This window comes from Acinetobacter lwoffii (assembly GCF_024129715.1).
GTDB classification, from domain to species: domain Bacteria; phylum Pseudomonadota; class Gammaproteobacteria; order Pseudomonadales; family Moraxellaceae; genus Acinetobacter; species Acinetobacter lwoffii_U.
In genome coordinates, this window is the sequence record NZ_JAMXXM010000022.1 from 18,362 (window position 1) to 41,340 (window position 22,979).

Sequence of the window (22,979 nt, forward strand, 5' to 3'; positions counted from 1 at the left end):
GCTTTGTGAAGGCTATTTAGTGCAATAAATGAATATTATGCTCAATCCTATTTTGGATCAGTTGGAGAGTCTCTGCTTGAATTTGTCCAGGTAATAGGTCATGAGCGATATTGCTGAATCGGATTGCAACCTTACAAATCGAGCCAATAATTTCATCGACTTCTTGGACACAAAGTTCCGCTTCCTGAGTACCAAGTTTCACAAGAGCTTGTCGAGGAATATCCAGTGCCTCACCCATGATATCCATTTGATGTGCAGGAAAGTTCTAAACCTTTACTGATCGCTTCTGCACTGTATTCAAAGGCGATTAATGGCCGACCTGTGATTGCGGTTGAGGAGACCAATGTACCCCAAAGCCAATATTCACCCCATCCATTGTAGTAAACATTAAGTTTTTGAGCATGGATTTATTTCCTTTTGATACGTTGGCGAGCAGTACTGTTCTGAAATGACAGCTTTGCCCGTTATAATTGTATAAACATTTTTGGTTTCTGGTAATTATGTCCTCATTGATCAATTTTCTATCTCGCTTTAGTACTGCAACTCTTCAGCGCAGTCTGAGCTATGCTAAACACATTGATAGGGAAACGATTGAGTTCTTTGAGGAAAAAGACGGGGTTACGATGTATGCCCAAATTGAAGGAACAGATTATTACGATACCGCAATTACCTATAATCCTCAAAAAGACCGTTTAATCGATGACGACTGCACTTGTCCGGTTGGATATAACTGTAAACATGCTGCTGCTTTAGCGCGGTTATTCTTTCAGGAATATCGCCAGGAATTTCAGCAGCGTTATGCTGACTCTCAATCCCCGCAGGGAATCACAAAACGTCAACGGGGGGATGATCAGGCGCAGCGCTGGTTGAATGATTTTAAACGGTATTTACAACAGACTGAACCAGAGCAATCTGTCAAAACAAACAATTATTTAATTTACCTGCTAGATCAGTCGGTCAGCTTAAAGAAATTGACAGTTGACGTTCAGAAGGCCAGACGCAATAAAAACGGCTCAATTGCGGGGGAAAGTTATTATACCCAATATGAAAATATCACCAGAAAGCATCTGACTTTACCTGAACAAAAACGACAATTATTTAACCAGATTTATTATTATGCCAAAATAAACAGTGACGAACGCTTTTATCAAAGCAATCTTGATATCTCCAGAATTTTATTGGAGCATTTCAAATCTTTTATTCAAAGTGGCGATGTGTACTGGCAAAAAAAGAGCCATACTGCACTTCAATGGTCAGAACAAGGCTATCACATCGAACTGATCTGGCAACAAGGTGTAAACAAACAGACAGAGCATTTAAACATTGAATTGGTCAATGGTGATATTCGACTCGATTTGAAATCAAATCCACATATTCAGATTCTCGCGAGCCATCCCCCATGTTATGTGGATATTCAACAGAACACGGTGGGCCAGTTATATGGTGAATATACGGCAAATCTTCTGTACCATTTTTTACAGATGCCTGATCTTCCATCTATGCTCTTGCCAGAGTTTGAGAAACTGACTCATCAATATTCAGACGTGAAAAATCTGCCTCAGCCCGAGTTTATTCAGCATATTGATGTCCTTGAGGGAAGTCCCCAGCCAATTTTACGCTTCGGTGTTTTAGATAAATTTGATTGGAAATGGGAAGAGTCTGTTTGTGCCGAAATTGAATTCTCCTATGTAGGCGGACGAATAAAAGCAGGTACATCAGGTGACAGTTTTATTGGTGAGCAGCATGGCAAAATGGTGCGACAGCTTCGGGACTTCGTTCAGGAACAACAGTCAATCCAGCGTTTACAGCTATTGGTCGAATCACTGAAGTGGGTGAAAGATCTTAATTATTACCAGCAATTAAAACTGGATAAACAACGTCTTGATTCTATGGTTTTTGCGTTCTATGGAGACTGGATCAAACAGCTGATGCCCATCAATCAAATTGAATTGATTGGATGGCAGATAGAGCATCTGGAACACAGCCCATTTAAGCTGCAATATGTTGAAAATTTAAATATTTCCATCACTGAATCTGAAAGCCAACAAGACTGGTTCAATATCGGGGCGACCGTTCAGGACAGTGCAGGCAATAGCTATGATTTACTCGATGCACTTGTGGCTTTGGTGAAAGAACAGCCTGATTTACTTGATCCACGGATTTTTGGTCATCTGAATGACAGTCACATTTTCACCCTGAAAACTGCAGCGGATCAACCAGATTTGGCTTTATCCGCAAAGGACATTAAGCCGGTATTGTTGCATCTGCAGAGCATTTTACAGCAAGAAGAGCGTAGCATAGATCGCTATGATGCGAGTCAACTATTAGAATTACAGCATCATCTGGGGATGGTGTGGCAGGTCAGTAATCGCCTGCAGCAATTTGCGCAGAAATTCAAACAAGGCTATCAGCAACAACTGCCGACACCACAAGGTTTTCAGGGGGAATTACGTCCATACCAGCAGCAGGGCCTAGGCTGGTTACAGTTTTTAAGGGAAACCCAGCATGGCGGGATTCTGGCAGATGATATGGGCTTGGGTAAAACAGCACAAACTTTAGCCCACTTACTCATGGAAAAGCAGGCTGGTCATTTGCAGGACAGACCCGCCTTAATTGTTGCACCCACATCGCTGATGCATAACTGGTTCAAAGAAGCGGAAAAATTTACCCCTGAGCTCAAGGTACTGCTGCTACAAGGCCCCGACCGCCATCAGTATTTTGAGCAGATTTCACACTATGACATTGTGTTAACCACCTACCCGCTCTTGGCGAGAGATGAAGAGCAACTGAAGCAATATGAATATCATCAACTCATTCTGGATGAAGCGCAGAATATTAAAAATCCGCATGCCAAAGCTGCACAGGTAGTACGGCAATTAACAGCGCGACATCGTCTATGTCTAACTGGTACACCTATGGAAAATCATTTGGGTGAGCTGTGGGCACTATTTTATTTTCTAATGCCAGGATTTTTATATTCACAAGAAATCTTTAATAAAAAGTACCGCTATCCTATTGAAAAACGCGGTGATCAGCAGTTAAGGCAAAAGTTGGTAAACCGCATTAAACCCTTTATTTTACGTCGCTTGAAAACTGACGTTGCCAAGGAATTGCCTGAAAAAACCACGATTGAAGTCAATATTGACATGAATGAGCAGCAATCCAAGCTATACGAGGCTGTTCGCGCCACGATGCAGGCAAATATTCAGAAAATTGTGGCAGAAAAAGGCTTTAAGCGTAGTCAAATCCAAATCTTAGATGCCTTGCTGAAGCTGCGTCAGGTCTGTTGTCATCCTAGCTTGCTGAAACTGGATTCAGTTAAAACCGGGCAGGCGCATTCTGCCAAACTTGAACAGTTGATGGATATGGTTGTTCCAATGGTGGAAGAGGGACGAAAAATTCTTATTTTCTCTCAGTTTACCTCAATGCTGGAACTGATTGAACAACAGCTCCATGACGCAGAAATTGGCTATGTGAAGCTGACTGGAAGACCAAAAAGCGAGATGAAGTCATTACAGCATTTCAGTCTGGACAAGTGCCGGTATTTTTAATCAGTCTGAAAGCAGGAGGGGGCGGTCTGAATCTAACTGCCGCAGATACGGTCATTCACTATGATCCATGGTGGAACCCTGCTGCTGAAGATCAAGCTTCAGATCGTGCATGGCGGATTGGCCAGGACAAGCCGGTATTTGTGTATAAGCTGATTACTAATAAAAGCATAGAAGAAAAAATTCTTGCCTTACAGCAAAATAAAGCAGAACTGGCACAGTCTATTCTAAGTACCGATCATGAGGGCGAAGCGAAACTGACGGAAAATGACGTGATGAACTTGTTTGAGAAATTTTAGTTTGGTTTGGGATATTGAGAAAATAAGAAAAGTGGGGTTCAGCGGATGCTTACCGAAAAAGAGATCTACACAGACCTCTTTTTTATTTGGGTTTAATACGTGAAATTATTGCTGAGTGTCATCTTCATTCAGAATTTGCCCTGTGTGCTTTGGTGTAATTAAAGGTGCAGTCGGACGCGGTCCTGTGTATTGCAAGCCGATACCCGCATAGACATCATCTGCTGCAACTTCGGTTTCAAAACGTTCTTTGTCTCGTTCTCGGATTTCTTGGCTAATTTCTTCAACATCACTCTGGTCAACACCCAATTCTTCTAAAATCGCACCGCCAAATAGCATTGCCGACTCGAAGGTTTCTCGAATCATGTAATCCACATTTTGTTTTGCTAAATGCAGCGCATGCTCACGGTCATAAGAGCGAACCAGTAACTTGGTTAAAGGAAATTCATGTTGCACCAACTCTACAATCTTATTCGTCGTTTCTTTGTGGTCTACGCAAACAACAATTGCCTCAGCCGTATCTGCTCCCGAGGCATGTAAAATATCTAAACGAGAACCATCGCCATAGTAAATTTTAAATCCAAATCTTTCAGCGTTTTGAATCATGTCGATATCATTATCAATGATGGTCACATCAATCCCTCGAGCAAGCAGTAATTGACTGGAGACTTGTCCAAAACGACCGAAACCAATCATCAATACTTTTCCAGAAAGTCCTTCGGCAATACGGATATTTTCTAAAGAAGTTTGTTCTGTAGTTTGGGTAAAACGTTTAAATAAAAAGCCAATAATCGGGGTCAAAATCATCGATAAGACTACAATCGCAGTCAGGTTTGAGCGTTCAACAGCACTAATGACTTGAGCACTCATGGCGGCAGTAAAGAGTACAAAAGCAAACTCACCCCCTTGAGCCATCAGTAATGCGCGATCGAGTGCTTCGGAGTGTGAACTTTTGGTCATGCGTGCAATCAGGTAAATCATGGATGCTTTGACAAACATCAGCAGAAGTACAGCACTTAAGATTAACACCCAGTTATTTTTTACGACGTTAAGGTCTAGTGACATGCCTACACCTAGAAAAAATAATCCGAGCAATATGCCACGAAACGGTTCAATATCTGCTTCAATCTGATGGCGAAAAGTGGATTCAGAGAGTAATACCCCTGCAAGGAATGCCCCCATTGCCATCGATAAGCCAGTGACTTGCATCAGTAATGCTGCGCCGAGCACCACCAAGAGTGCTGCTGCAGTCATGACTTCACGGGCTTTGGCTGCAGCTAATAAGCGAAATAAAGGATTAAGCAACCAATAGCCTGCAGCGATTAAACCTGCAATTGAAATTAAACCAATTCCGATGCTCTGCAAACGCGTAGAAGTACTTTCAACAACATGATTCGGTGCGATAAAAGCGACAATTGCCAATAATGGGACAATCAACAAGTCTTCAAACAGCAAGATCGAGACAATTTTTTGTCCTCTTGGTTGAGCAATGTCTCCACGATCTCCCAAAAGTTGCATTACAATTGCAGTTGAGGTGAGTACAAAGCCTGCAGCACACACAAAACTCACTTGCCAAGAATAGCCATAGACCAAGCCTACAGCCGTTAGCCCCAATGAACAGGCACTAATTTGTAATGTACCTAATCCAAAAATTTCTTTTCTTAAACTCCATAAATACAATGGACGCATTTCTAGTCCAATCACAAACAGATACATCACAATACCAAGCTCAGCGATATGCAGAATAGACGCAGAATCGTAGAAAAATGCCAGTCCAAATGGACCAATAATTAATCCTGCAATTAAATATCCCAATACCGAGCTTAATCCTAGGCGCTTGATCAAGGGGACTGCGATCACTGCAGCCGTGAGCAATATGACAGGGGATAGAAGGCTGATAGATGTGGCTTCTGCACTCATATATTTCTCAGATTTTGTATGGGGTCTGTTGACATTTCAAGTATAGAATTTACCCGATAAAGGTAGCCGAATATATATACAGGCTTCAAGCTAATGCAACTGCAGAGCCTGTAAATAATTTTGTGTAATTGCTTTTGGCTTTGTTGCACAAAGATTTCATAACTATATGATTTTAAAAGTTTTGATTATTTTTTGATCCAAAATTAAATTTATTTAAATCAGATGCTTACATATTTATGCAACAAAGCCTCTCACACCTGTAATTTGAATCTGCGTTTATAAAAATAACCAGATTTTTACTAAAAACCTTATATTTAATTTATGTTCACCTAAAGCTCACTTCATAATTTTATTTATAAATAATTTCTAATATTTTCAAAATATTATTCAAATCATTCTGGATTTTTTATTGTACTAAATTCCTGAACCTATTACGCAAATTTAAATCAAGATGCTTAAAATCACATTTTAATATCATTATTGTCGATGGTGGTCAGTCAAGGCTTTCAGTGAGCCATTATTTCAAACTCGCCAATTCAAACATGATAAAGACCTTCAGATGAGCAATTTCTATCTGCTACACAATAAAACTTTAGAGTTGAAGCAACAAATCAAATTTAAATCAGATTTGAAAAATAATTACGGTAGTTGCTGTCCTGTGGTAATAATTCTAATAAACGCTGTACCGCATCAATACGATCATGTGTTTGCCCAATAATCCGTAATAATTGATCGGTATCCTTTATTTGATAAATCAACTGGCTTAAACGGGCATCAAAACAATGTCTCCAAGTACTGAGTAAAGGGCTTTCTGATTTAGATAAAAAGCTACCTTTATATAGCGAGAATGTACTCGAAATAAGATTTGCATTTAATGATTGTTCAGCACGTAAAAAATCACATTGGACTTCACAGGTAAGCCTATAAATGCGAGCCTCAATTGAATGAGGTAATAGGCTACGAAGTTGTGAAAGCTCAGCCTTTAAGGTTTTTAGGCTGACATTACGCTCACCATAAAGGGCATAGTGTAAATCTTCTAAACCAATGCCATACGGATACAAAGCTAAAATGCAAAGTATTTCAATTTGACGGTGAGTCAAGTTCAAAGTATGCCCATTAAATTGAACCCAGGGCGAACCTAGCGCTTTAATGTATAAAAAATTTTTCTGTTCAAATTTTATTGCTCGCTGTATTAAGTCTGCACAGCGTTCCACAGCAAGAATGCCTAGAGGGGTATGTTTTTTATATTTTGTGGAAAGATTGATAATGCCATGAAATTGACCTGAAGTGGGATCCCAGATAGGTGCTGCATAACAGACCCAATCACGAACGCTGTCCATTTGGTTTTCATGAGAATATACACAACTTGATGTTTGACTATTTAATGTCATACCAATCGCATTGGTCCCAACCGCCTGCGTTGACCAATGGCCACCTTCAATAAAATGTACCTGTTCAGCAGAAGAAAGCATCGCGGAACTACTCCAGGTCCATAACAGAGTACCATGGTGATCTGTAAGACCAATTGCCATATCGGAATCATCAGCAATTCTTAATAAATCGGCATAATTATGCTGAATAGAGCGGCGGAATAGGGAAGTCTGATCTTCTTGAGGCAAAGCCAAAACGGGTGCAGCCTGAACAATGTGCTGATTAATTAAATGTGTTGTTTGCAGCTTTTTTGCTAGTGCTGTATTGAACAGGTTCATATCATATTCCTTTATGATTAGACTGTAATATCTTTAAACTTCAGAAATCAATTTCCAGATCTATACTCATTCAATCTTTTCTTACGTGTACCAAATCATTTTTTCTTGGATTCGTTAAATAACCTTTTTTGGGTTTTACCAGCCTTTTAGCTACTTTAAAAGTGTTGTTATGGACTGGAAATGACTATTTCTATCTGAAGTGTTAATAAAAGTAACCATTATGTTGATAAATAGGATCCTTTAAATGATGAAAATGTCATTCACGCACGTAGGGCACAGGTACAGCCTCACCATAATACTGGCGGTCAGCAAAATAACTCGATCGCACTAATGGTGCACTCCAAATATTCTTAAACTCTAAGTGCTCTCCATGAGTTTGATAATGTTTAAACTCTTGCAATGTAACAAAACGATGAATTGGCGCATGTGATTTGGATGGCTGTAGGTATTGGCCGATTGTGACATAATCAATTTGATAATCTTTCAAATCATTTAATAACGCAATAACCTCAGCTTCAATCTCTCCTAAACCCACCATCAAACCACATTTCGTTGGGATATCAGGGCAGTAGTGTTTAAATTTCTTAAGTAAATTCAATGAATGCTGATAGTCAGCGCCTGGTCGCATGGCTTTATACAGGCGTGGCACGGTTTCAATATTGTGATTAAAGACATCAGGTGGATTTTTGCTCAGAATTTTAAGTGCAATATCTGCGCGACCACGAAAATCAGGAACCAAAACTTCAATCAAAGTGTCTGGACTAGTTTGACGAATTTCTCGAATGCAATCTGCAAAATGCTGTGCACCGCCATCTTTTAAATCATCTCGGTCAACGGAAGTAATCACAACATACTTTAAGTTTAGATTCTTCACCGTTTCAGCCAAATGCAGTGGCTCGTTAATATCTAAGGCATTAGGACGGCCATGCGAGACATCACAGAATGGACAGCGTCGAGTACAGATATCTCCCATAATCATGAATGTTGCCGTTCCACTACCGAAACATTGCGGCAAGTTAGGACAAGCCGCTTCTTCGCAAACGGTATGTAGTTTTTGTTGTCTTAATAAATCCTTAATGATTTGGACTTCCTCAGGTCGACTAATTTTAGTCCGGATCCATTCTGGCTTTTTCGGTATCGTTTTCGTTGGAACAACTTTAATTGGAATACGCGCCATTTTTTTAGCGCCACGTAGCTTCTTTCCAGTTAATACTGGGTTATTTAAATCCATTTCAAACACTCCGTCGTTTAAAATAATTAATATTGAGCCTGATATTAAATAAGCTGCTTTAAATGCATTAATAATATTAAAACAGGGCAAAAAACTTATCATATAAAACAAAGGTTGGTTAAAGGTTTGTTTTTGTATATAGCTGAATAAAATTAAAAAATTTACAAATTTTTTAATTTTATAAACCACTGTTTTTAATGTTTATCTTATGTTTTTATGCATTATATTTTTTTAGTCTAATATGAAATTAAATAAAAATATTCTTATATAAATATACGATTTAAAAATCCAGTTATTTAATTTAGGATTTTCTTTTAAGCGTAGTTAATAAGGAATAAATATATGCAATTAACGGAAGAGCAATTGCTAGCAGCATACAAAAGAATGCGCGACATTCGTGAATTTGAGGATCGACTTCACGATGAAAACAATACAGGTGATATCCCAGGTTTCATCCATCTTTATAGCGGTGAGGAAGCTGTTGCCGTAGGGATCTGTGAAAATTTAACAGATAAGGACTTCATTACCTCAACACATCGTGGTCACGGACATTGTATTGCAAAGGGCTGTGACATTCACGCCATGATGCTAGAAATTTTTGGCAAAGATGATGGTTTGTGTCGTGGTAAAGGCGGCTCAATGCACATTGCGGACTTAGATAAAGGCATGCTCGGTGCAAACGGTATTGTGGGCGGTGGTCCACCTTTGGCTATTGGGGCAGCTTTAAGTGCTAAAACACTCAAAAATGGTGGGATTGGTCTATCTTTTACCGGTGATGGCGGTTCAAATCAGGGCTTAACTTTTGAAGCCATTAATATGGCTGTTGTGTTAAAGCTTCCTGTCATTTTTGTTTTTGAAAATAACGGTTTTGGTGAAGGTACTGCACATGATTATGCCGTAGGCAGTAAAGATATTGCAGGCCGAGCAGCAGGTTTTGGCTTACCCGCTGAAAAAGTAGATGGAACAGACTTTTTTGCTGTGTATGAAGTTGCACAAAAAGCCATTGAACGTGCCCGCCGTGGTGAAGGTCCGAGTGTGATTGAAACGGTAACCAACCGATTTTATGGACATTTTGAAGGTGATCCAGGGCTTATCCGTTCTAAAGAAGAACTGGATTATGTCAAAGAACATAAAGATCCATTGAAAATATTCCGCGAAAAAGTCAAAGATAAAATTGACGAAGCCAAGCTCGATGCGATTGACGCTCAGTCTAAAGCCAATGTAGACGATGCCGTTGCAAAAGCACGCGCAGCTAAGTACCCAGAAGCCTCTCAGTTACTTACTGATGTTTACGTCTCTTACTAAAGGAATAGTAGAACAATGCCAAATAAAAGTTATCGAAACGCAATTAAAGAAGCAATTGAATTAGAAATGCACCGAGACCCAAGTGTCATTGTGGTCGGTGAAGATGTTCGTGGTGGGCATGGTGGCAAAAATACCGATGACAATAAACTGGAAGGTTTTGGCGGTGTACTTGGTGTAACCAAAGGTTTATGGACTGAATTTGGTTCTGAACGAGTCATTGATACTCCAATTACAGAATCAGCGATTATTGGTATGGCGGCAGGTGCTGCTGCAACGGGTTTAAGACCTGTGGCAGATTTAATGTTTATGGATTTTTACGGCGTGTGTTATGACATGCTGTATAACCAAGCAGCTAAATTTCGCTACATGTTTGGCGGCAAAGCCAAAGCGCCACTCGTTGTACGAGGCATGATCGGTGCAGGTTTTTCTGCCGCAGCACAGCATTCTCAGTCGCCATATAACGTGTTTGCCTCAGTACCTGGCTTAAAAGTGGTGGTGCCTTCGAGCGCCTATGATGTGAAAGGGTTATTGATTCAAGCCATTCGAGATGATGACCCAGTAGTCTTTTGTGAACACAAGTTATTGTACGACATTAAGGGCGAAGTACCAGATGAGGCCTACACTATTCCTTTTGGTGTCGCAAATTACACACGTGAAGGTACTGATATCACCATTATTGCCTTAAGCCTGATGGTGCATCGTGCCAATGAAGTTGCTGACAAGCTCGCAAAAGAAGGCATTTCGGTTGAAGTGGTTGACCCTCGAACCATTTCTCCATTAGACGAAGATGGCATTTTAGAGTCAGTGGCTTCAACAGGTCGCGTAGTTATTGTGGATGAATCAGCAGCGCGTTGTGGTTTCGGACATGATGTGGCTGCCCTCATTGCACAGAAGGGCTTTCATTATCTTAAAGCACCAATCGAGTTAGTCACTCCACCACACTCACCCGTACCATTTTCACCAGTATTAGAAAAAGAATGGCTACCAAGTGTAGAACGCATCGAACAGGCTGTACGCAAGACGTTGGAGGCTTAGGATGAGCGAACTTAAAACTTTAGAAATCCCAAAATGGGGTTTGTCCATGGAAGAGGGTACGATTGCCCAATGGCTGATTCAGGAAGGTACCCAATTTAGTAAAGGACAGGAAATTTGTGAAATTGAAACCACAAAAATCGTCAATGTATTGGAGGCACCTTTTGATGGCCTGCTACGAAAAATTATTGCTAACGATGGTGACACACTGGTCGTAGGTGGAATCATTGCAATTTGTGCAGACGCTCAAGTTTCCGATGCAGAAGTTGAAGCATTTGCACAGTCTTTAGGTGGAACACCTGCTGTAACTGAAAATAAAGCGGTAGCAGCGGTTCCTGAAAAAGTCGATGTGGCTCAAGTTGAAACCAAAGTACAAGCTGCTCCTAAACAGAACAGTGTTGGTAATGGATCAAAAGCGGTGACTCAGGGCGGATATTCTATTCCTGATGAGTTACAAGGCTACCAACAAAGCGATGATATTTTTGCAACGCCACATGCCTTGAAATTGGCTGAAAAGCATAATGTAAACTTGGCTCAGATTACAGGTTCTGGACGTGAAGGCCGTATCAGTGTTCAAGATATTCAGGCCGCAGTTCAAGCTGCTGGTGGTTCTTGGCCAGATGTACGTCATCAAGCTAGCACGAAAGCCGCGAAATCTAAAGCAGATGATAGTGATGTTCTAGCAACACCTGTTGCTCGCCGTTTGGCAAAACAATGGGGCATTAATTTGCATGATTGTCGTGCATCGGGTTCACGTGGACGAGTCTGTAAGGAAGATGTTGAAGCTGTATATCAACGTGAAAACCCTGTACAAGCTCAACATACTGAGTATGCGCATCCAACAGAGTCAGCAAAATTCACCACCGTAGCTATGAATGGTATGCGTAAAGCAATCGCTGCACGGCTACAAGCGGCAAAACGCAATGCACCACATTTTCGCTTAACGATAGACTTAAATGTTGAGTCGGTTCAGGCTTTGCGTCAGCAAATTAACAGTACTGTACCGCAAGTCAAACTGTCCATTAACGATATGCTGATTAAAGCTGCTGCTGCTGCACTGATTAAAGTTCCACAAGTTAATGTTCAGTTTGATGAAGAGAATCAGCAGATTTTACAGTTTGAACAGGCTGATATTTCGGTTGCTGTAGCCATCGAAAATGGACTGATCACGCCAATTATTAAAGCAGCGAACCGTAAATCTTTGGCGCAAATTTCCAATAATATGCGTGATCTGGCGACACGTGCCAAAACTGGAAAATTGGCACCTGATGAGTTTCAAGGGGGCAGTTTCAGTATTTCCAATTTGGGCATGCTTGGTATTCAACAGTTTGATGCCATTATTAACCCGCCTCAAGGTGCAATTCTAACCTTAGGTGCAGCAGAGAAACGTGCTGTCGTTGAAAATGATGAGATTGTTGTTCGTGAAATGGTGACCGCAACATTGTCTTGTGATCATCGTGTCATTGATGGTGCGTTGGGTGCTCAATTCTTATCGGCATTTAAGCAGTTTGTCGAAAATCCTGCATTAATTTTGGTGTAGGAGGAATAGTCATGTCAGATACACAATTTGATCTTGTGGTTATTGGTGCTGGTCCTGGAGGATATGTCGCTGCGATTCGCGCAGCGCAACTGGGATTAAAAACTGCAATCGTTGAAAAACAACACTTAGGCGGAGTGTGTCTTAATTGGGGATGCATTCCAACCAAGGCATTATTGAGCGGGGCTGCGCTTGCACAGCAGTTCAAACATGCAGGGCAGTTTGGCTTTACTCTTAACGCGATTGATTTTGACATTCAAAAACTGGTCCATCATAGCAGACAGGTTTCTGAGCAACTCGTGCAAGGTATCGGTCAATTATTGAAAAAAAATCAAATCACTGTTTTTAACGCGGCAGCCCAGTTTATTGCCAAAGAGCAATTAGAGCTTACAGATGCGAATGGTCAAAAACAGCAGATTTCTGCACCGCATATTATTGTCGCAACAGGTGCACGTGCGGCCAATTTGCCTCATATTCCTGTAGATGGCCATCAGGTCTGGAGTTATAAAGAGGCTTTAGTTCCGGAACAATTACCAAAATCTTTACTGGTCATTGGTTCGGGGGCTATAGGCAGTGAGTTTGCAAGCCTATACCAAGACTTAGGCTGCCAAGTTACCTTGGTTGATATTGCAAAGCAGATTCTCCCTAGCGAAGACATTGAAGTTGCGAAGTATGTACAAAAGCAATTTGAACAGCAGGGTATGCAGGTTTTAACCGAAGCGACTGTAAAAAAAATAGAAACTGATCAGGCTCAAGTACATTGTCATATTGAAACTGCCACAGGTGTGCAAATCATTACTGTTGAAAAGGTGCTTTCAGCTATTGGCGTGAAACCGAATGCTGAAAATCTTGGCCTAGAAGCTTTGGGAGTTGAATTTGAGAATGGTTTTATTAAAGTCGACTCATGGTGTAAAACCAATGTAGTGGGCATTTATGCAATTGGTGATGTCGCAGGTGCACCGTGTTTGGCACACAAAGCCAGTCATGAAGCCATTCTTTGTGTGGAGAAAATTGCAGGCCTAAGTCATGTACATGCTTTAGATCGTACACAAATTCCGGGCTGTATCTTTACCCATCCACAAGTGGCCAGTATTGGTTTGACAGAACAGAAAGCGAAAGCTACGGGCTTGAATATCAATGTGGGTAAGTTTCCTTTACAAGCGAATGGTAAAGCATTGGCTTTGGGCGATAGCGCAGGATTTATTAAAACCATTTTTAGTCAGGAAACGGGTGAATTGTTGGGTGCTCACATGGTTGGACATGAAGTCACCGAACACATTCAAGGTTTTGCCATCGCGAAATACCTAGAAGCTACAGATGAAAGCTTAGCGCAGGTCATTTTCCCTCATCCTACTTTGTCTGAGGCGATGCATGAGTCGGTCTTGTCGGCGATGCAACGTGCAATCCATATTTAAGGAGTCGCAACATGCCTAGAGGTTTAAACAACAAAGTTGCATTAATTACGTTACAGGTCAGTTTATTTTGACAAATGGCGGAATGGTTTAACGTTAGTATCAACATAAGGAATACATAATGAAAGCAGCTCGTTTTTATGACCGAGGGGATATTCGGATTGAAGATATTCCTGAACCGAAAGTACTTCCAGGCACCGTTGGAATTCAAGTTGCATGGTGTGGTATTTGCGGTACAGACTTACATGAATTCATGGAAGGTCCTATTTTTATTCCACCTTGTGGTCATCCACATCCAATTTCGGGAGAGTCTGCACCTGTAACAATGGGGCATGAGTTTTCAGGCGTGGTTTATGCCGTTGGTGAGGGTGTAGATGATATCGAAACTGGACAACATGTCGTTGTTGAACCCTATATTATTGCTGACGATGTACCGACTGGCCCGAATGATAAGTATCATTTATCAAAAAATATGAACTTTATTGGTTTAGGCGGACGTGGTGGCGGTCTTTCTGAAAAAATTGCGGTTCAACGACGTTGGGTACATCCTATTTCAAATGATATTCCCTTAGACCAAGCAGCATTAATAGAACCTTTATCTGTTGGTCATCATGCCTATGTCAGAAGTGGTGCAAAAGCTGGTGATATCGCACTGGTTGGTGGAGCAGGCCCAATAGGCCTACTTTTATCAGCCATTTTAAAGGCCAAAGGTCTTACGGTTATCATCACTGAACTGAGTGCAAAACGTAAAGAAAAAGCGATAGAGGCTGGTGTTGCCGATTATGTATTGGATCCATCTCAGGTTGATGTGGTAAATGAAGTAATGAAAATTACTCAAGACCGCGGTGTAGATGTTGCTTTTGAGTGTAGTAGTGTGAATAAAGTTATGGATACACTCGTCGCAGCGATGAAACCAACTGGTGTCGTTGTAATTGTTTCTATTTGGAGCCATCCTGCCACGATTAATGTACATAGTGTAGTGATGAAAGAACTAGACATTCGTGGCACGATAGCTTACGTCAATGACCATCAGGAAACTATTCGTTTGGTTGAGCAAGGTAAGATTAATCTAGAACCTTTTATTACCCAACGGATTGCATTAGATGATCTTGTTTCTAAAGGCTTTGAAACATTGATTCATAATAATGAGTCTGCTGTAAAAATTATTGCTCATCCGTAGTAACGCCTAATTTCAAAGACAAATTTGAATAAGCTAGAGATAAACTCTATGTAGCTATTTTTAATATTTATAGCGATAGGAAATGAGTCTGTATTTACAAACTCATTCTCATAATAGTGATTGGAAAACTCTATTTTTTAAGAAGAAATTGACAACACATAATGTATAATTTAATTTATATCAATATTAATGAATTTAATACCGAAATTCGTCTACTTAACTTATGTTTACCTAAAATCTAGTTTATAAATTATTTTTACAATATATTTATTAATTTCAATATTTTGAAGAAAAATAATAGAAATTTATAAAAAATTAGTTCATGAACTTATAGGATTTTTAAGAGCATTTATATGAATGACTAAGTACTGTGAAAAAAGAGAACTAGATGACGTTTAGATAAAATTTTCAATCAAATAATCTTATTGTTGTTATTTCTAGTCACATAGTCTATTTTTATTATATGAATTATTCTTCCTCACCCAAAAGACCACGTGGTCGACCAACCAAACACGGTTGTAACTATGCAGACACTAAAGAAGTGTTAATTCACCGAGGTATCGAGTTACTGACCGAACGTGGAATGAATGCTATGAGCTTGGACGATCTTATGAAATCAGTCCAAGTTCCTAAAGGGTCTTTCTACCATTATTTTGTAAATAAAGAGGCTTTTATTTTAGAAGTCTTAGATGCTTATGAACTTTATTTTGTGAAGCGATTGAATAAGTTTTTAAATCAAACTGATCTTTCCCCACTAGAAAAGCTGCAAAATTTTGTAAAAGATGCGGGTGAAAAAATGCAAAAATATGATTTTAAACGAGGTTGTATTTTAGGTAATTTAGGACAAGAAGTGTCGTATTTGCCACAAGGAATCATTGCCCGAATCGAAAGTATCTTTAAGGTATGGGAGAAATTAGTTTCTGATTGCCTCCATCAGTCAAATTCACAATATAGCCTAGCTGATTGCGATGAAGCTGCTTATCAGTTTTGGATTGGGTGGGAAGGTGCAGTTCTAAGAGCACGTTTGGTCAAATCAACAAGTCCCTTAGAAGCATTTTATCGCTTGTTTACTTTAGCTGTAAAAAAACAAAATCACGTAAAAAGTTAATTAAAAAAATAAATGCAGATGTCTGTATTTATTTTTTAATTAATTCTAGACAAGCAGTCTAATTAAATAGAGAGGAAGTTCTATGTACAAAGGTATTGTAATTACTAAAGATGAAGCTGGTTACACATCACAAATTACTGAGATTGCATCAAAGCCTTTACAAGAAGGAGAGGTTAGAGTCGAAGTCAAATATTCAACACTCAATTATAAAGATGCTTTAGCCATTACTGGGCGTTCACCAGTGGTGCGTAGTTTTCCTTTGACCCCAGGCATCGATTTTTCGGGTGTTGTGATTGAATCAAAACATCCAGCATGGAAAAAAAGAGATGAAGTTCTACTGAATGGTTGGGGAGTGGGTGAAAAGTATTTTGGAGGGCTAGCCGAGCAAGTCACTGTTTCTGGTGATTGGCTCATACAAAAACCTTCTGCTTTTTCTTTTAAAGATACGATGGTTATTGGTACAGCAGGTTATACCGCAATGTTGTGTGTCATGGCTTTACAAAAACATGGTATTAAACCAAGTGATGGAAAAATTCTAGTGACAGGTGCAAATGGTGGAGTAGGTAGTATTGCCATTATTATTTTAAATCATCTTGGTTATGAGATTACAGCTTCAACTGGTCGACCTCAAGAGTCAGAATATTTAACCTATCTAGGTGCGAGTGAAATTATTGATCGTATTGAATTATCTTCCCCAGGAAAGCCATTAAACAAAGAAGTTTGGGCTGGCGTGATTGATACTGTTGGTAGCCATACTTTAGCGAATGCATGTGCTAGTACAAAATATCGTGGTGCAGTTGCTGCGTGTGGTTTGGCAGGTGGAATGGATTTTCCAGCGACAGTTGCTCCATTTATTTTGAGAGGGATTACGTTATATGGAATTGATAGCGTGATGGCACCAATCGAATTAAGAAAAGAAGCATGGGAACGTTTGGCTACAGAATTAGATCAAACAAAATTAGAAACAGTAACGACTGAAATTCAGTTAACAGATGCTTTAAATATTTCAAATGAAATTTTAGATGGAAAAATTCGAGGTAGAGTTGTTGTACAGATATAGTTCAACAAAATGAGTTGTGGGACTGTTCTAAATTTTGTGTAAGTACTTAATTTTCATTTATCCTACTGAGGATAATAAAAAGAGGTACTTCACATGGATGAAGCTACAATCAAAAGTATGGCAGCTGAATTAGCTAAAGGTTTAAAAACTCCTGAAGATTTAAACCAAATGACAGCCATATTTAAAAAGTTCATGATCGAAACCGCTCTGAATACTGAGCTTTCTGAACATTTAGGCTATGAAAAGCATCAACCTAAGAAGGGATCTAATGCACGTAATGGTTTTAGCTCCAAAACAGTTCTAACACAAGATGGGCAGCTTGCTTTAGATATCTCTTGTGATCGTGACGGCTCTTTTGAACCACAGATTATTAAGAAGCATCAAACACGCATTACTAGCATGGATGATCAAATTCTTTCGCTATATGCGAAAGGAATGACAAATAGAGAAATTGTTGCTTTTTTAAAGAAATGTACGATGCCGATGTATCTGCCTCCCTTATTAGTAAGGTGACGGATGCTGTCATTGAACAAGTGACAGAATGGCAAAATAGAACACTCGATAGTCTTTATCCTGTTGTCTATTTAGATTGCATTGTTGTTAAGGTTCGTCAGCATTCAACAGTAATCAATAAATCAGTTTATTTAGCATTAGGCATTAACCTGGATGTTCAAAAAGAACTTCTTGGCATGTGGCTTGCTCAAACAGAATGTTCCAAATTCTGGCTGTCAGTCATGACAGAGCTTAAAAATCGAGGAGTGCAAGATATTCTTGTAGCCTGCCTTGCGAAGCAGCGCTTCTCAGGACTAAAAGACTTTCCTGATGCGATAGCCTCTGTCTACCCTCATACTGATATCCAGCTGTGTATCGTACATGTTGTACGCAATAGCCTGAGATTTGTGAGCTGGAAGGACTACAAAGCTGTAACAGCAGGATTGAAGGCGATCTATCAGGCAAGTACAGAGGAAAATGCTTTAAAGTCCCTAGATATCTTCTGCGATCAATGGCATCACCAGTATCCAAAAATTGGAGAATCCTGGCGGGCAAATTGGGAAAATATCCGAACGATCTTTAGCTATCCTGCTGAAATACGTCATGCGATTTACACAACAAATGCAATTGAATCATTGAATAGCGTGATCCGCCATTCAACTAAAAAGAGAAAGATCTTCTCTTCTGATGATTCAGTGAAAAAGGTCATTTATTTAGCAACTTCAAATGCTGCTAAAAAATGGACCATGCCAATTCAAAATTGGCGTTTAGCAATGAATTGGTTTACGATTCAGTTCGATGATCGATTAAAAGATCATTTATAAAAAATGAGACTTACACAAAATAATTTACAGGCTCAGAAACATGAGAATACATTCTTTTGGTGAACACAATAACATTACTTTATCTAATAATTGTATTGAAGTTCGAGGTGCACGTGAGCATAACCTTAAGGATGTAGATGTTTCTATCCCAAGAAATGCACTTGTTGTTTTCTCAGGTGTATCGGGTTCAGGAAAATCATCACTTGCTTTTGGAACTATTTTTGCTGAAGCACAAAGAAGATATTTCGAATCTGTTGCACCTTATGCAAGACGCTTAATAGATCAGGCCGGAGTACCAGATGTTGATGCTATTGATGGTCTACCACCAGCAGTAGCATTGCAACAACAACGTGGTGCAAGTAATACCCGTTCTTCTGTTGGAAGTGTAACAACTTTATCAAGTCTCGTGCGAATGATTTATTCGCGTGCTGGTGCATATCCTGCCGATCAGCCAATGTTATATGCCGAGGACTTTTCACCGAACACTCCTCAAGGTGCTTGTCCTACCTGTCATGGTTTAGGTCACATTTATGAAGTTACAGAATCGACAATGGTTCCTGACCCAACACTCAGTATTCGTGAGAGAGCTATCGCATCATGGCCACCTGCTTGGCACGGGCAAAACTTACGCGATATCCTAGTAACCCTAGGGTATGATGTTGATCGACCATGGAAAGATTTACCGCAATCGGATAGAGACTGGATTTTATTTACTGAAGAAACCCCAACAGTTCCTGTCTATGCTGGTTTAAGCCCCGCTGAGACTCAATCTGCACTTAAACGTAAACTAGAACCCAGCTATATGGGCACTTTCACTGGTGCTCGTCGCTATGTCCTTCATACTTTTGCTAATACCCAAAGTACGTTGATGAAAAAACGTGTTTCACGTTTTATGGAAGGAAAAATATGCCCTTCCTGTCATGGTAAACGCCTTAAACCAGAAGCCTTATCTATTACCTTTGCTGGAGTAGATATTGGTGAGTTTATGCAACTTTCTTTGGATAAGTTAACTTGCCTGCTTGAGCCCATTGTTCTTGGCAATTTCGACGCTCATGATGCTGGAGAAAAGACTAATAATAAAGTAACCCAACTTGATAGATCTGAACGAGCAACAACAGGTAGAGCAGTGCATTCTGTATCTCCAGATGTAAGACGTACGTCAGCACTTTCAGATGAAAAGAAAATTGCTGCCCAGCGTTTAGCAAATGGTGTGGTGGGGCGTTTAAATCAATTACGCCAGTTAGGTCTTGGTTATCTAACATTAGATAGAGCCACACCGACTCTTTCAGCGGGAGAGTTACAACGTTTGCGTTTAGCAACACAATTAAGTTCTATGCTATTTGGTGTAGTTTATGTACTGGATGAACCGTCTGCTGGATTACATCCTTCAGATAGTCAGTCATTATATGATTCTCTCGATAAATTAAGAGACGCTGGAAACTCCGTATTTGTTGTAGAGCATGATTTAGAGCTCATGCGTCGTGCTCAATGGTTAGTGGATGTTGGACCAGATGCAGGAGAGCAAGGTGGTAATATTTTATATAGTGGAGTACCTCAGGGTTTAAGTGAGATTTCAGCTTCACGTACTGCAAGTTATTTATTTAATAAAATCCCAGTTACTCAAAGTTATGGACGTACACCCTCTGGTTGGCTTGAACTTAACAATATTTACCGACATAACCTGCATAATATTGATGCTCGTATACCTCTTGGTGTACTTACAGCAGTTACAGGTATTTCAGGTTCAGGTAAATCTAGTCTCGTTTCTCAAGCTTTACCCGAGTTAGTACTTTCATATTTAGGCAATGAGTCTGAAACTGAAAACAATAATGAAAATAATCCTTTAAATGAAGGAATGTTGGTTAACGAGGTTACACAGGGTTCTCTGGCTGGTGATGTGGAGGCTATACAGCGTCTGGTACAGGTTGATCAAAAACCAATTGGCCGTACTCCACGTTCTAATCTGGCAACTTATACGGGTTTATTTGATCATGTTAGAAAGTTATTTGCTGGGACTCCTGAAGCTCGCCACGCTCATTATGATGCTGGACGTTTTTCGTTTAATGTGGCTAAAGGGCGATGTGAAACTTGTGAAGGTGAAGGCTTTGTCAGTGTAGAGTTATTGTTTATGCCAAGTGTATATGCCCCTTGTCCGACATGTCATGGTGCTCGATATAATGATGACACTCTGAAAATTCGCTGGAATGGACGTAATATTGCTGAAGTATTAGGAATGACCGTCAATGAAGCACGTGATTTTTTTGATGGAGAGGTCTCGATTGCTCGTTCACTACAATTATTAAAGGAAATTGGCCTTGGTTATTTACGTTTAGGGCAACCAGCGACTGAACTATCTGGTGGAGAAGCGCAACGTATTAAATTGGCGACCGAGCTGCAACGCAATCAGCGTGGAAATACACTGTATATACTTGATGAGCCAACTACAGGTTTGCATCCATCAGATGTAGATCGATTGTTAGTTCAATTGCAGCGATTAGTCGATGCGGGTAATACCGTGATTATGATTGAGCATGATATGCGTGCCGTTGCACAAGCAGATTGGGTGATTGATGTGGGACCAGGTGCTGGAAATGCTGGTGGGAATATTGTTGTGGCAGGAACACCAAAACAAATAACAGAAAATCAAGATAGCCGTACTGCTCCATATTTAGTTAATGAGTTAGTGAGTCGTGATACTAAACGTTGATATTGCGAGTGGGTAGAATAAAACTTTAAATTAAAAGCCTGTAAAATCAATCAGATATTTTTTGTTTTAGGTGGTGTGTGAGCATGAAATCTAAAAGTTTTTTTCAACTAAGGGCTTTGTTGCACAAACCTATCTGTAACGGCTTTTTCAGCGATATAATTTTCAAATGAAGAAGCCTACACACAAAATCTACCGCACAACCAATTGGCCCGCATATAACCGAGCACTCATGAGTCGCGGAAATATTGCCATTTGGTTTGATCCTGCTACGCAATGGTATGCGCCATCAAAAGGCAAACAAGGGCGAAATCAAACCTACTCCGACGCAGCCATCCAATGCTGCTTAATGATTAAATCCTTATTCCGTCTGTCTTTACGTATGGTCACTGGCTTTATGCAAAGTCTGATTAAACTTTGCGGCTGAGCAGCCCCGAATATCAGTGATATTCGTACAGTACGCTTTGTAGAAGACAAAAGCATATTGATATTGCAATCAGCTACCAAAAAAGTAGCGATGGGCTGCATCTACTCATGGACTCTACAGGCATGAAGTTTCTAGGTGAGGGCGAATGGAAACGCAAGAAACATGGACCTGAATATCGTCGCCAATGGCGTAAACTACATATTGGTATAGATGCCAAAACCCTGCAAATACGAGCAGTTCAGCTTACAACCAATAATGTCAGTGATTCACAGGTGCTTGGTGATTTACTTAATCCGATTCCACAAGATGAGCGGATTGACTCTGTTTATACCGATGGAGCTTATGACACCAAGCAATGCCGTCAGGTCATTGCAGATCGGCAAGCGCATGCGGTGATTCCACCTAGAAAAAATGCGAACCCATGGAAAGATACAAAGAGTAGCTCGCTAGAACGAAATGAATTACTTCGAACAGTTAAACGTTTAGGCAGGACACTATGGAAAAAATGGTCAGGCTATCATCGGCGAAGTTTGGTAGAAACCAAGATGCATTGCATTAAATTATTGGGCGATAAACTGAGTGCAAGGAGCTTTCAAAGCCAAGTGAATGAGATCCATGCACGTGTAGCAGTCCTTAACAGATTTACGGAATTAGGTCGACCACTTACCCAAGTTACGCCTTAAATTTGGCTCAATTAGGGGCACTTTGCATTTCAAATCTTTGTGCAACAAAGCCCTTTGAAAGCGTAAAACTTTCATTGAGAACAACAATGGGTATAGACAGGGACAGTACGAGTTGAGGTGAAACAATAATATTAGTTGTTTTTTAGTTGAACCTTTTTTTGTCAATCGAATTGTTTTTAATTCAAACATGATGAAGTTTATGAATTAAAATTTAATTCAACATATCATATTTATCTAAATAAAGGATAGTACTTTAACTTATTGAAATTAGGTGAGTGTAAGGGATATATGAAGTTATGATTGGGTGTATCGGATTTAACATAATCAATATTATACGAAATTGAAATGTTAGAACCCATTTAAAGTGTCTATATTCTCACCAATAAAAATGTCTGGTTTATGATGGTTTTTATCACCATAGACTGGATATAAAATATAGATGCTGATCACTATGTCTGATAAAGAAATTCAACGTCTTGCAGTTCTGCAAGACGTTAGAGATCATCGTATT

The 22,979-nt window shown here is 39.9% G+C and carries 11 protein-coding genes and 4 pseudogenes; 11 read left to right on the forward strand and 4 right to left on the reverse strand.

Features of this window, described 5'->3' with window-relative positions; genetic code table 11:
* Nucleotides 1-16: 16 nt before the first annotated feature.
* Nucleotides 17-253, reverse strand: a pseudogene (locus tag NI462_RS12155) (hypothetical protein); the annotation flags it as partial.
* A 247-nt stretch (nt 254-500) separates the two neighbouring features.
* Here NI462_RS12155 and NI462_RS12160 point away from each other — a divergent pair.
* Nucleotides 501-3,847 (forward strand): annotated as a pseudogene (locus tag NI462_RS12160) (DEAD/DEAH box helicase).
* A 105-nt stretch (nt 3,848-3,952) separates the two neighbouring features.
* Here the strand turns inward: NI462_RS12160 and NI462_RS12165 are convergent.
* The 3 genes from NI462_RS12165 to lipA all read right to left on the reverse strand — a co-directional run bounded on the left by NI462_RS12165 (nt 3,953) and on the right by lipA (nt 8,704).
* A complete protein-coding gene (locus NI462_RS12165) occupies nt 3,953-5,764 on the reverse strand; it encodes a monovalent cation:proton antiporter-2 (CPA2) family protein (RefSeq protein ID WP_253160792.1) in 1,812 nt (603 codons plus the stop codon).
* A gap of 617 nt (nt 5,765-6,381) precedes the next feature.
* The gene (locus NI462_RS12170) at nt 6,382-7,473 is read right to left on the reverse strand and encodes a sigma-54-dependent transcriptional regulator family protein (RefSeq protein ID WP_253160794.1); all 1,092 of its coding nucleotides are present in this window, start codon (nt 7,471-7,473) and stop codon (nt 6,382-6,384) included.
* A 256-nt stretch (nt 7,474-7,729) separates the two neighbouring features.
* Nucleotides 7,730-8,704: a lipoyl synthase gene (lipA, locus tag NI462_RS12175; RefSeq protein WP_253160803.1), complete on the reverse strand. Its 975-nt coding sequence runs from the start codon at nt 8,702-8,704 to the stop codon at nt 7,730-7,732.
* Between the two features lie 342 nt (nt 8,705-9,046).
* Between lipA and NI462_RS12180 the strand changes: the two genes are divergently transcribed.
* From NI462_RS12180 to NI462_RS12225, 10 genes and pseudogenes are all read left to right on the forward strand, one after another.
* A complete protein-coding gene (locus NI462_RS12180) occupies nt 9,047-10,009 on the forward strand; it encodes a thiamine pyrophosphate-dependent dehydrogenase E1 component subunit alpha (RefSeq protein ID WP_004812189.1) in 963 nt (320 codons plus the stop codon).
* A gap of 15 nt (nt 10,010-10,024) precedes the next feature.
* Nucleotides 10,025-11,044, forward strand: coding sequence for an alpha-ketoacid dehydrogenase subunit beta (locus NI462_RS12185; protein ID WP_004812188.1), 1,020 nt, complete (start codon nt 10,025-10,027; stop codon nt 11,042-11,044).
* Between the two features lies 1 nt (nt 11,045).
* A complete protein-coding gene (locus NI462_RS12190; protein ID WP_253160795.1) occupies nt 11,046-12,581 on the forward strand; it encodes a dihydrolipoamide acetyltransferase family protein in 1,536 nt (511 codons plus the stop codon).
* 11 nt (nt 12,582-12,592) lie between these two features.
* Nucleotides 12,593-13,993, forward strand: coding sequence for a dihydrolipoyl dehydrogenase (gene lpdA, locus NI462_RS12195; protein WP_034705948.1), 1,401 nt, complete (start codon nt 12,593-12,595; stop codon nt 13,991-13,993).
* Nucleotides 13,994-14,111: 118 nt separating this feature from the next.
* Entirely contained in the window at nt 14,112-15,170 is a 1,059-nt protein-coding gene (locus NI462_RS12200; RefSeq protein WP_253160797.1) for a 2,3-butanediol dehydrogenase, read from the forward strand.
* 463 nt (nt 15,171-15,633) lie between these two features.
* Nucleotides 15,634-16,278: a TetR/AcrR family transcriptional regulator gene (locus NI462_RS12205; RefSeq protein WP_253160799.1), complete on the forward strand. Its 645-nt coding sequence runs from the start codon at nt 15,634-15,636 to the stop codon at nt 16,276-16,278.
* 82 nt (nt 16,279-16,360) lie between these two features.
* Entirely contained in the window at nt 16,361-17,338 is a 978-nt protein-coding gene (acuI, locus tag NI462_RS12210) for an acrylyl-CoA reductase (NADPH) (RefSeq protein ID WP_166137089.1), read from the forward strand.
* A gap of 93 nt (nt 17,339-17,431) precedes the next feature.
* A pseudogene (locus NI462_RS12215) lies at nt 17,432-18,654 on the forward strand (IS256 family transposase).
* A gap of 40 nt (nt 18,655-18,694) precedes the next feature.
* The gene (locus NI462_RS12220; protein WP_253160801.1) at nt 18,695-21,361 is read left to right on the forward strand and encodes an excinuclease ABC subunit UvrA; all 2,667 of its coding nucleotides are present in this window, start codon (nt 18,695-18,697) and stop codon (nt 21,359-21,361) included.
* A gap of 166 nt (nt 21,362-21,527) precedes the next feature.
* Nucleotides 21,528-22,468 (forward strand): annotated as a pseudogene (locus NI462_RS12225) (IS5 family transposase).
* Nucleotides 22,469-22,979 lie beyond the last annotated feature (511 nt).

Excerpts from the sequence above, each read along its gene's own strand:
- NI462_RS12165 (WP_253160792.1), bottom strand. The coding sequence starts at position 5,764 with ATGAGTGCAGAAGCCACATCTATCAGCCTTCTATCCCCTGTCATATTG.
- NI462_RS12170 (WP_253160794.1), bottom strand. The coding sequence starts at position 7,473 with ATGAACCTGTTCAATACAGCACTAGCAAAAAAGCTGCAAACAACACAT.
- lipA (WP_253160803.1), bottom strand. The coding sequence starts at position 8,704 with ATGGATTTAAATAACCCAGTATTAACTGGAAAGAAGCTACGTGGCGCT.
- NI462_RS12180 (WP_004812189.1), top strand. The coding sequence starts at position 9,047 with ATGCAATTAACGGAAGAGCAATTGCTAGCAGCATACAAAAGAATGCGC.
- NI462_RS12185 (WP_004812188.1), top strand. The coding sequence starts at position 10,025 with ATGCCAAATAAAAGTTATCGAAACGCAATTAAAGAAGCAATTGAATTA.
- NI462_RS12190 (WP_253160795.1), top strand. The coding sequence starts at position 11,046 with ATGAGCGAACTTAAAACTTTAGAAATCCCAAAATGGGGTTTGTCCATG.
- lpdA (WP_034705948.1), top strand. The coding sequence starts at position 12,593 with ATGTCAGATACACAATTTGATCTTGTGGTTATTGGTGCTGGTCCTGGA.
- NI462_RS12200 (WP_253160797.1), top strand. The coding sequence starts at position 14,112 with ATGAAAGCAGCTCGTTTTTATGACCGAGGGGATATTCGGATTGAAGAT.
- NI462_RS12205 (WP_253160799.1), top strand. The coding sequence starts at position 15,634 with ATGAATTATTCTTCCTCACCCAAAAGACCACGTGGTCGACCAACCAAA.
- acuI (WP_166137089.1), top strand. The coding sequence starts at position 16,361 with ATGTACAAAGGTATTGTAATTACTAAAGATGAAGCTGGTTACACATCA.
- NI462_RS12220 (WP_253160801.1), top strand. The coding sequence starts at position 18,695 with ATGAGAATACATTCTTTTGGTGAACACAATAACATTACTTTATCTAAT.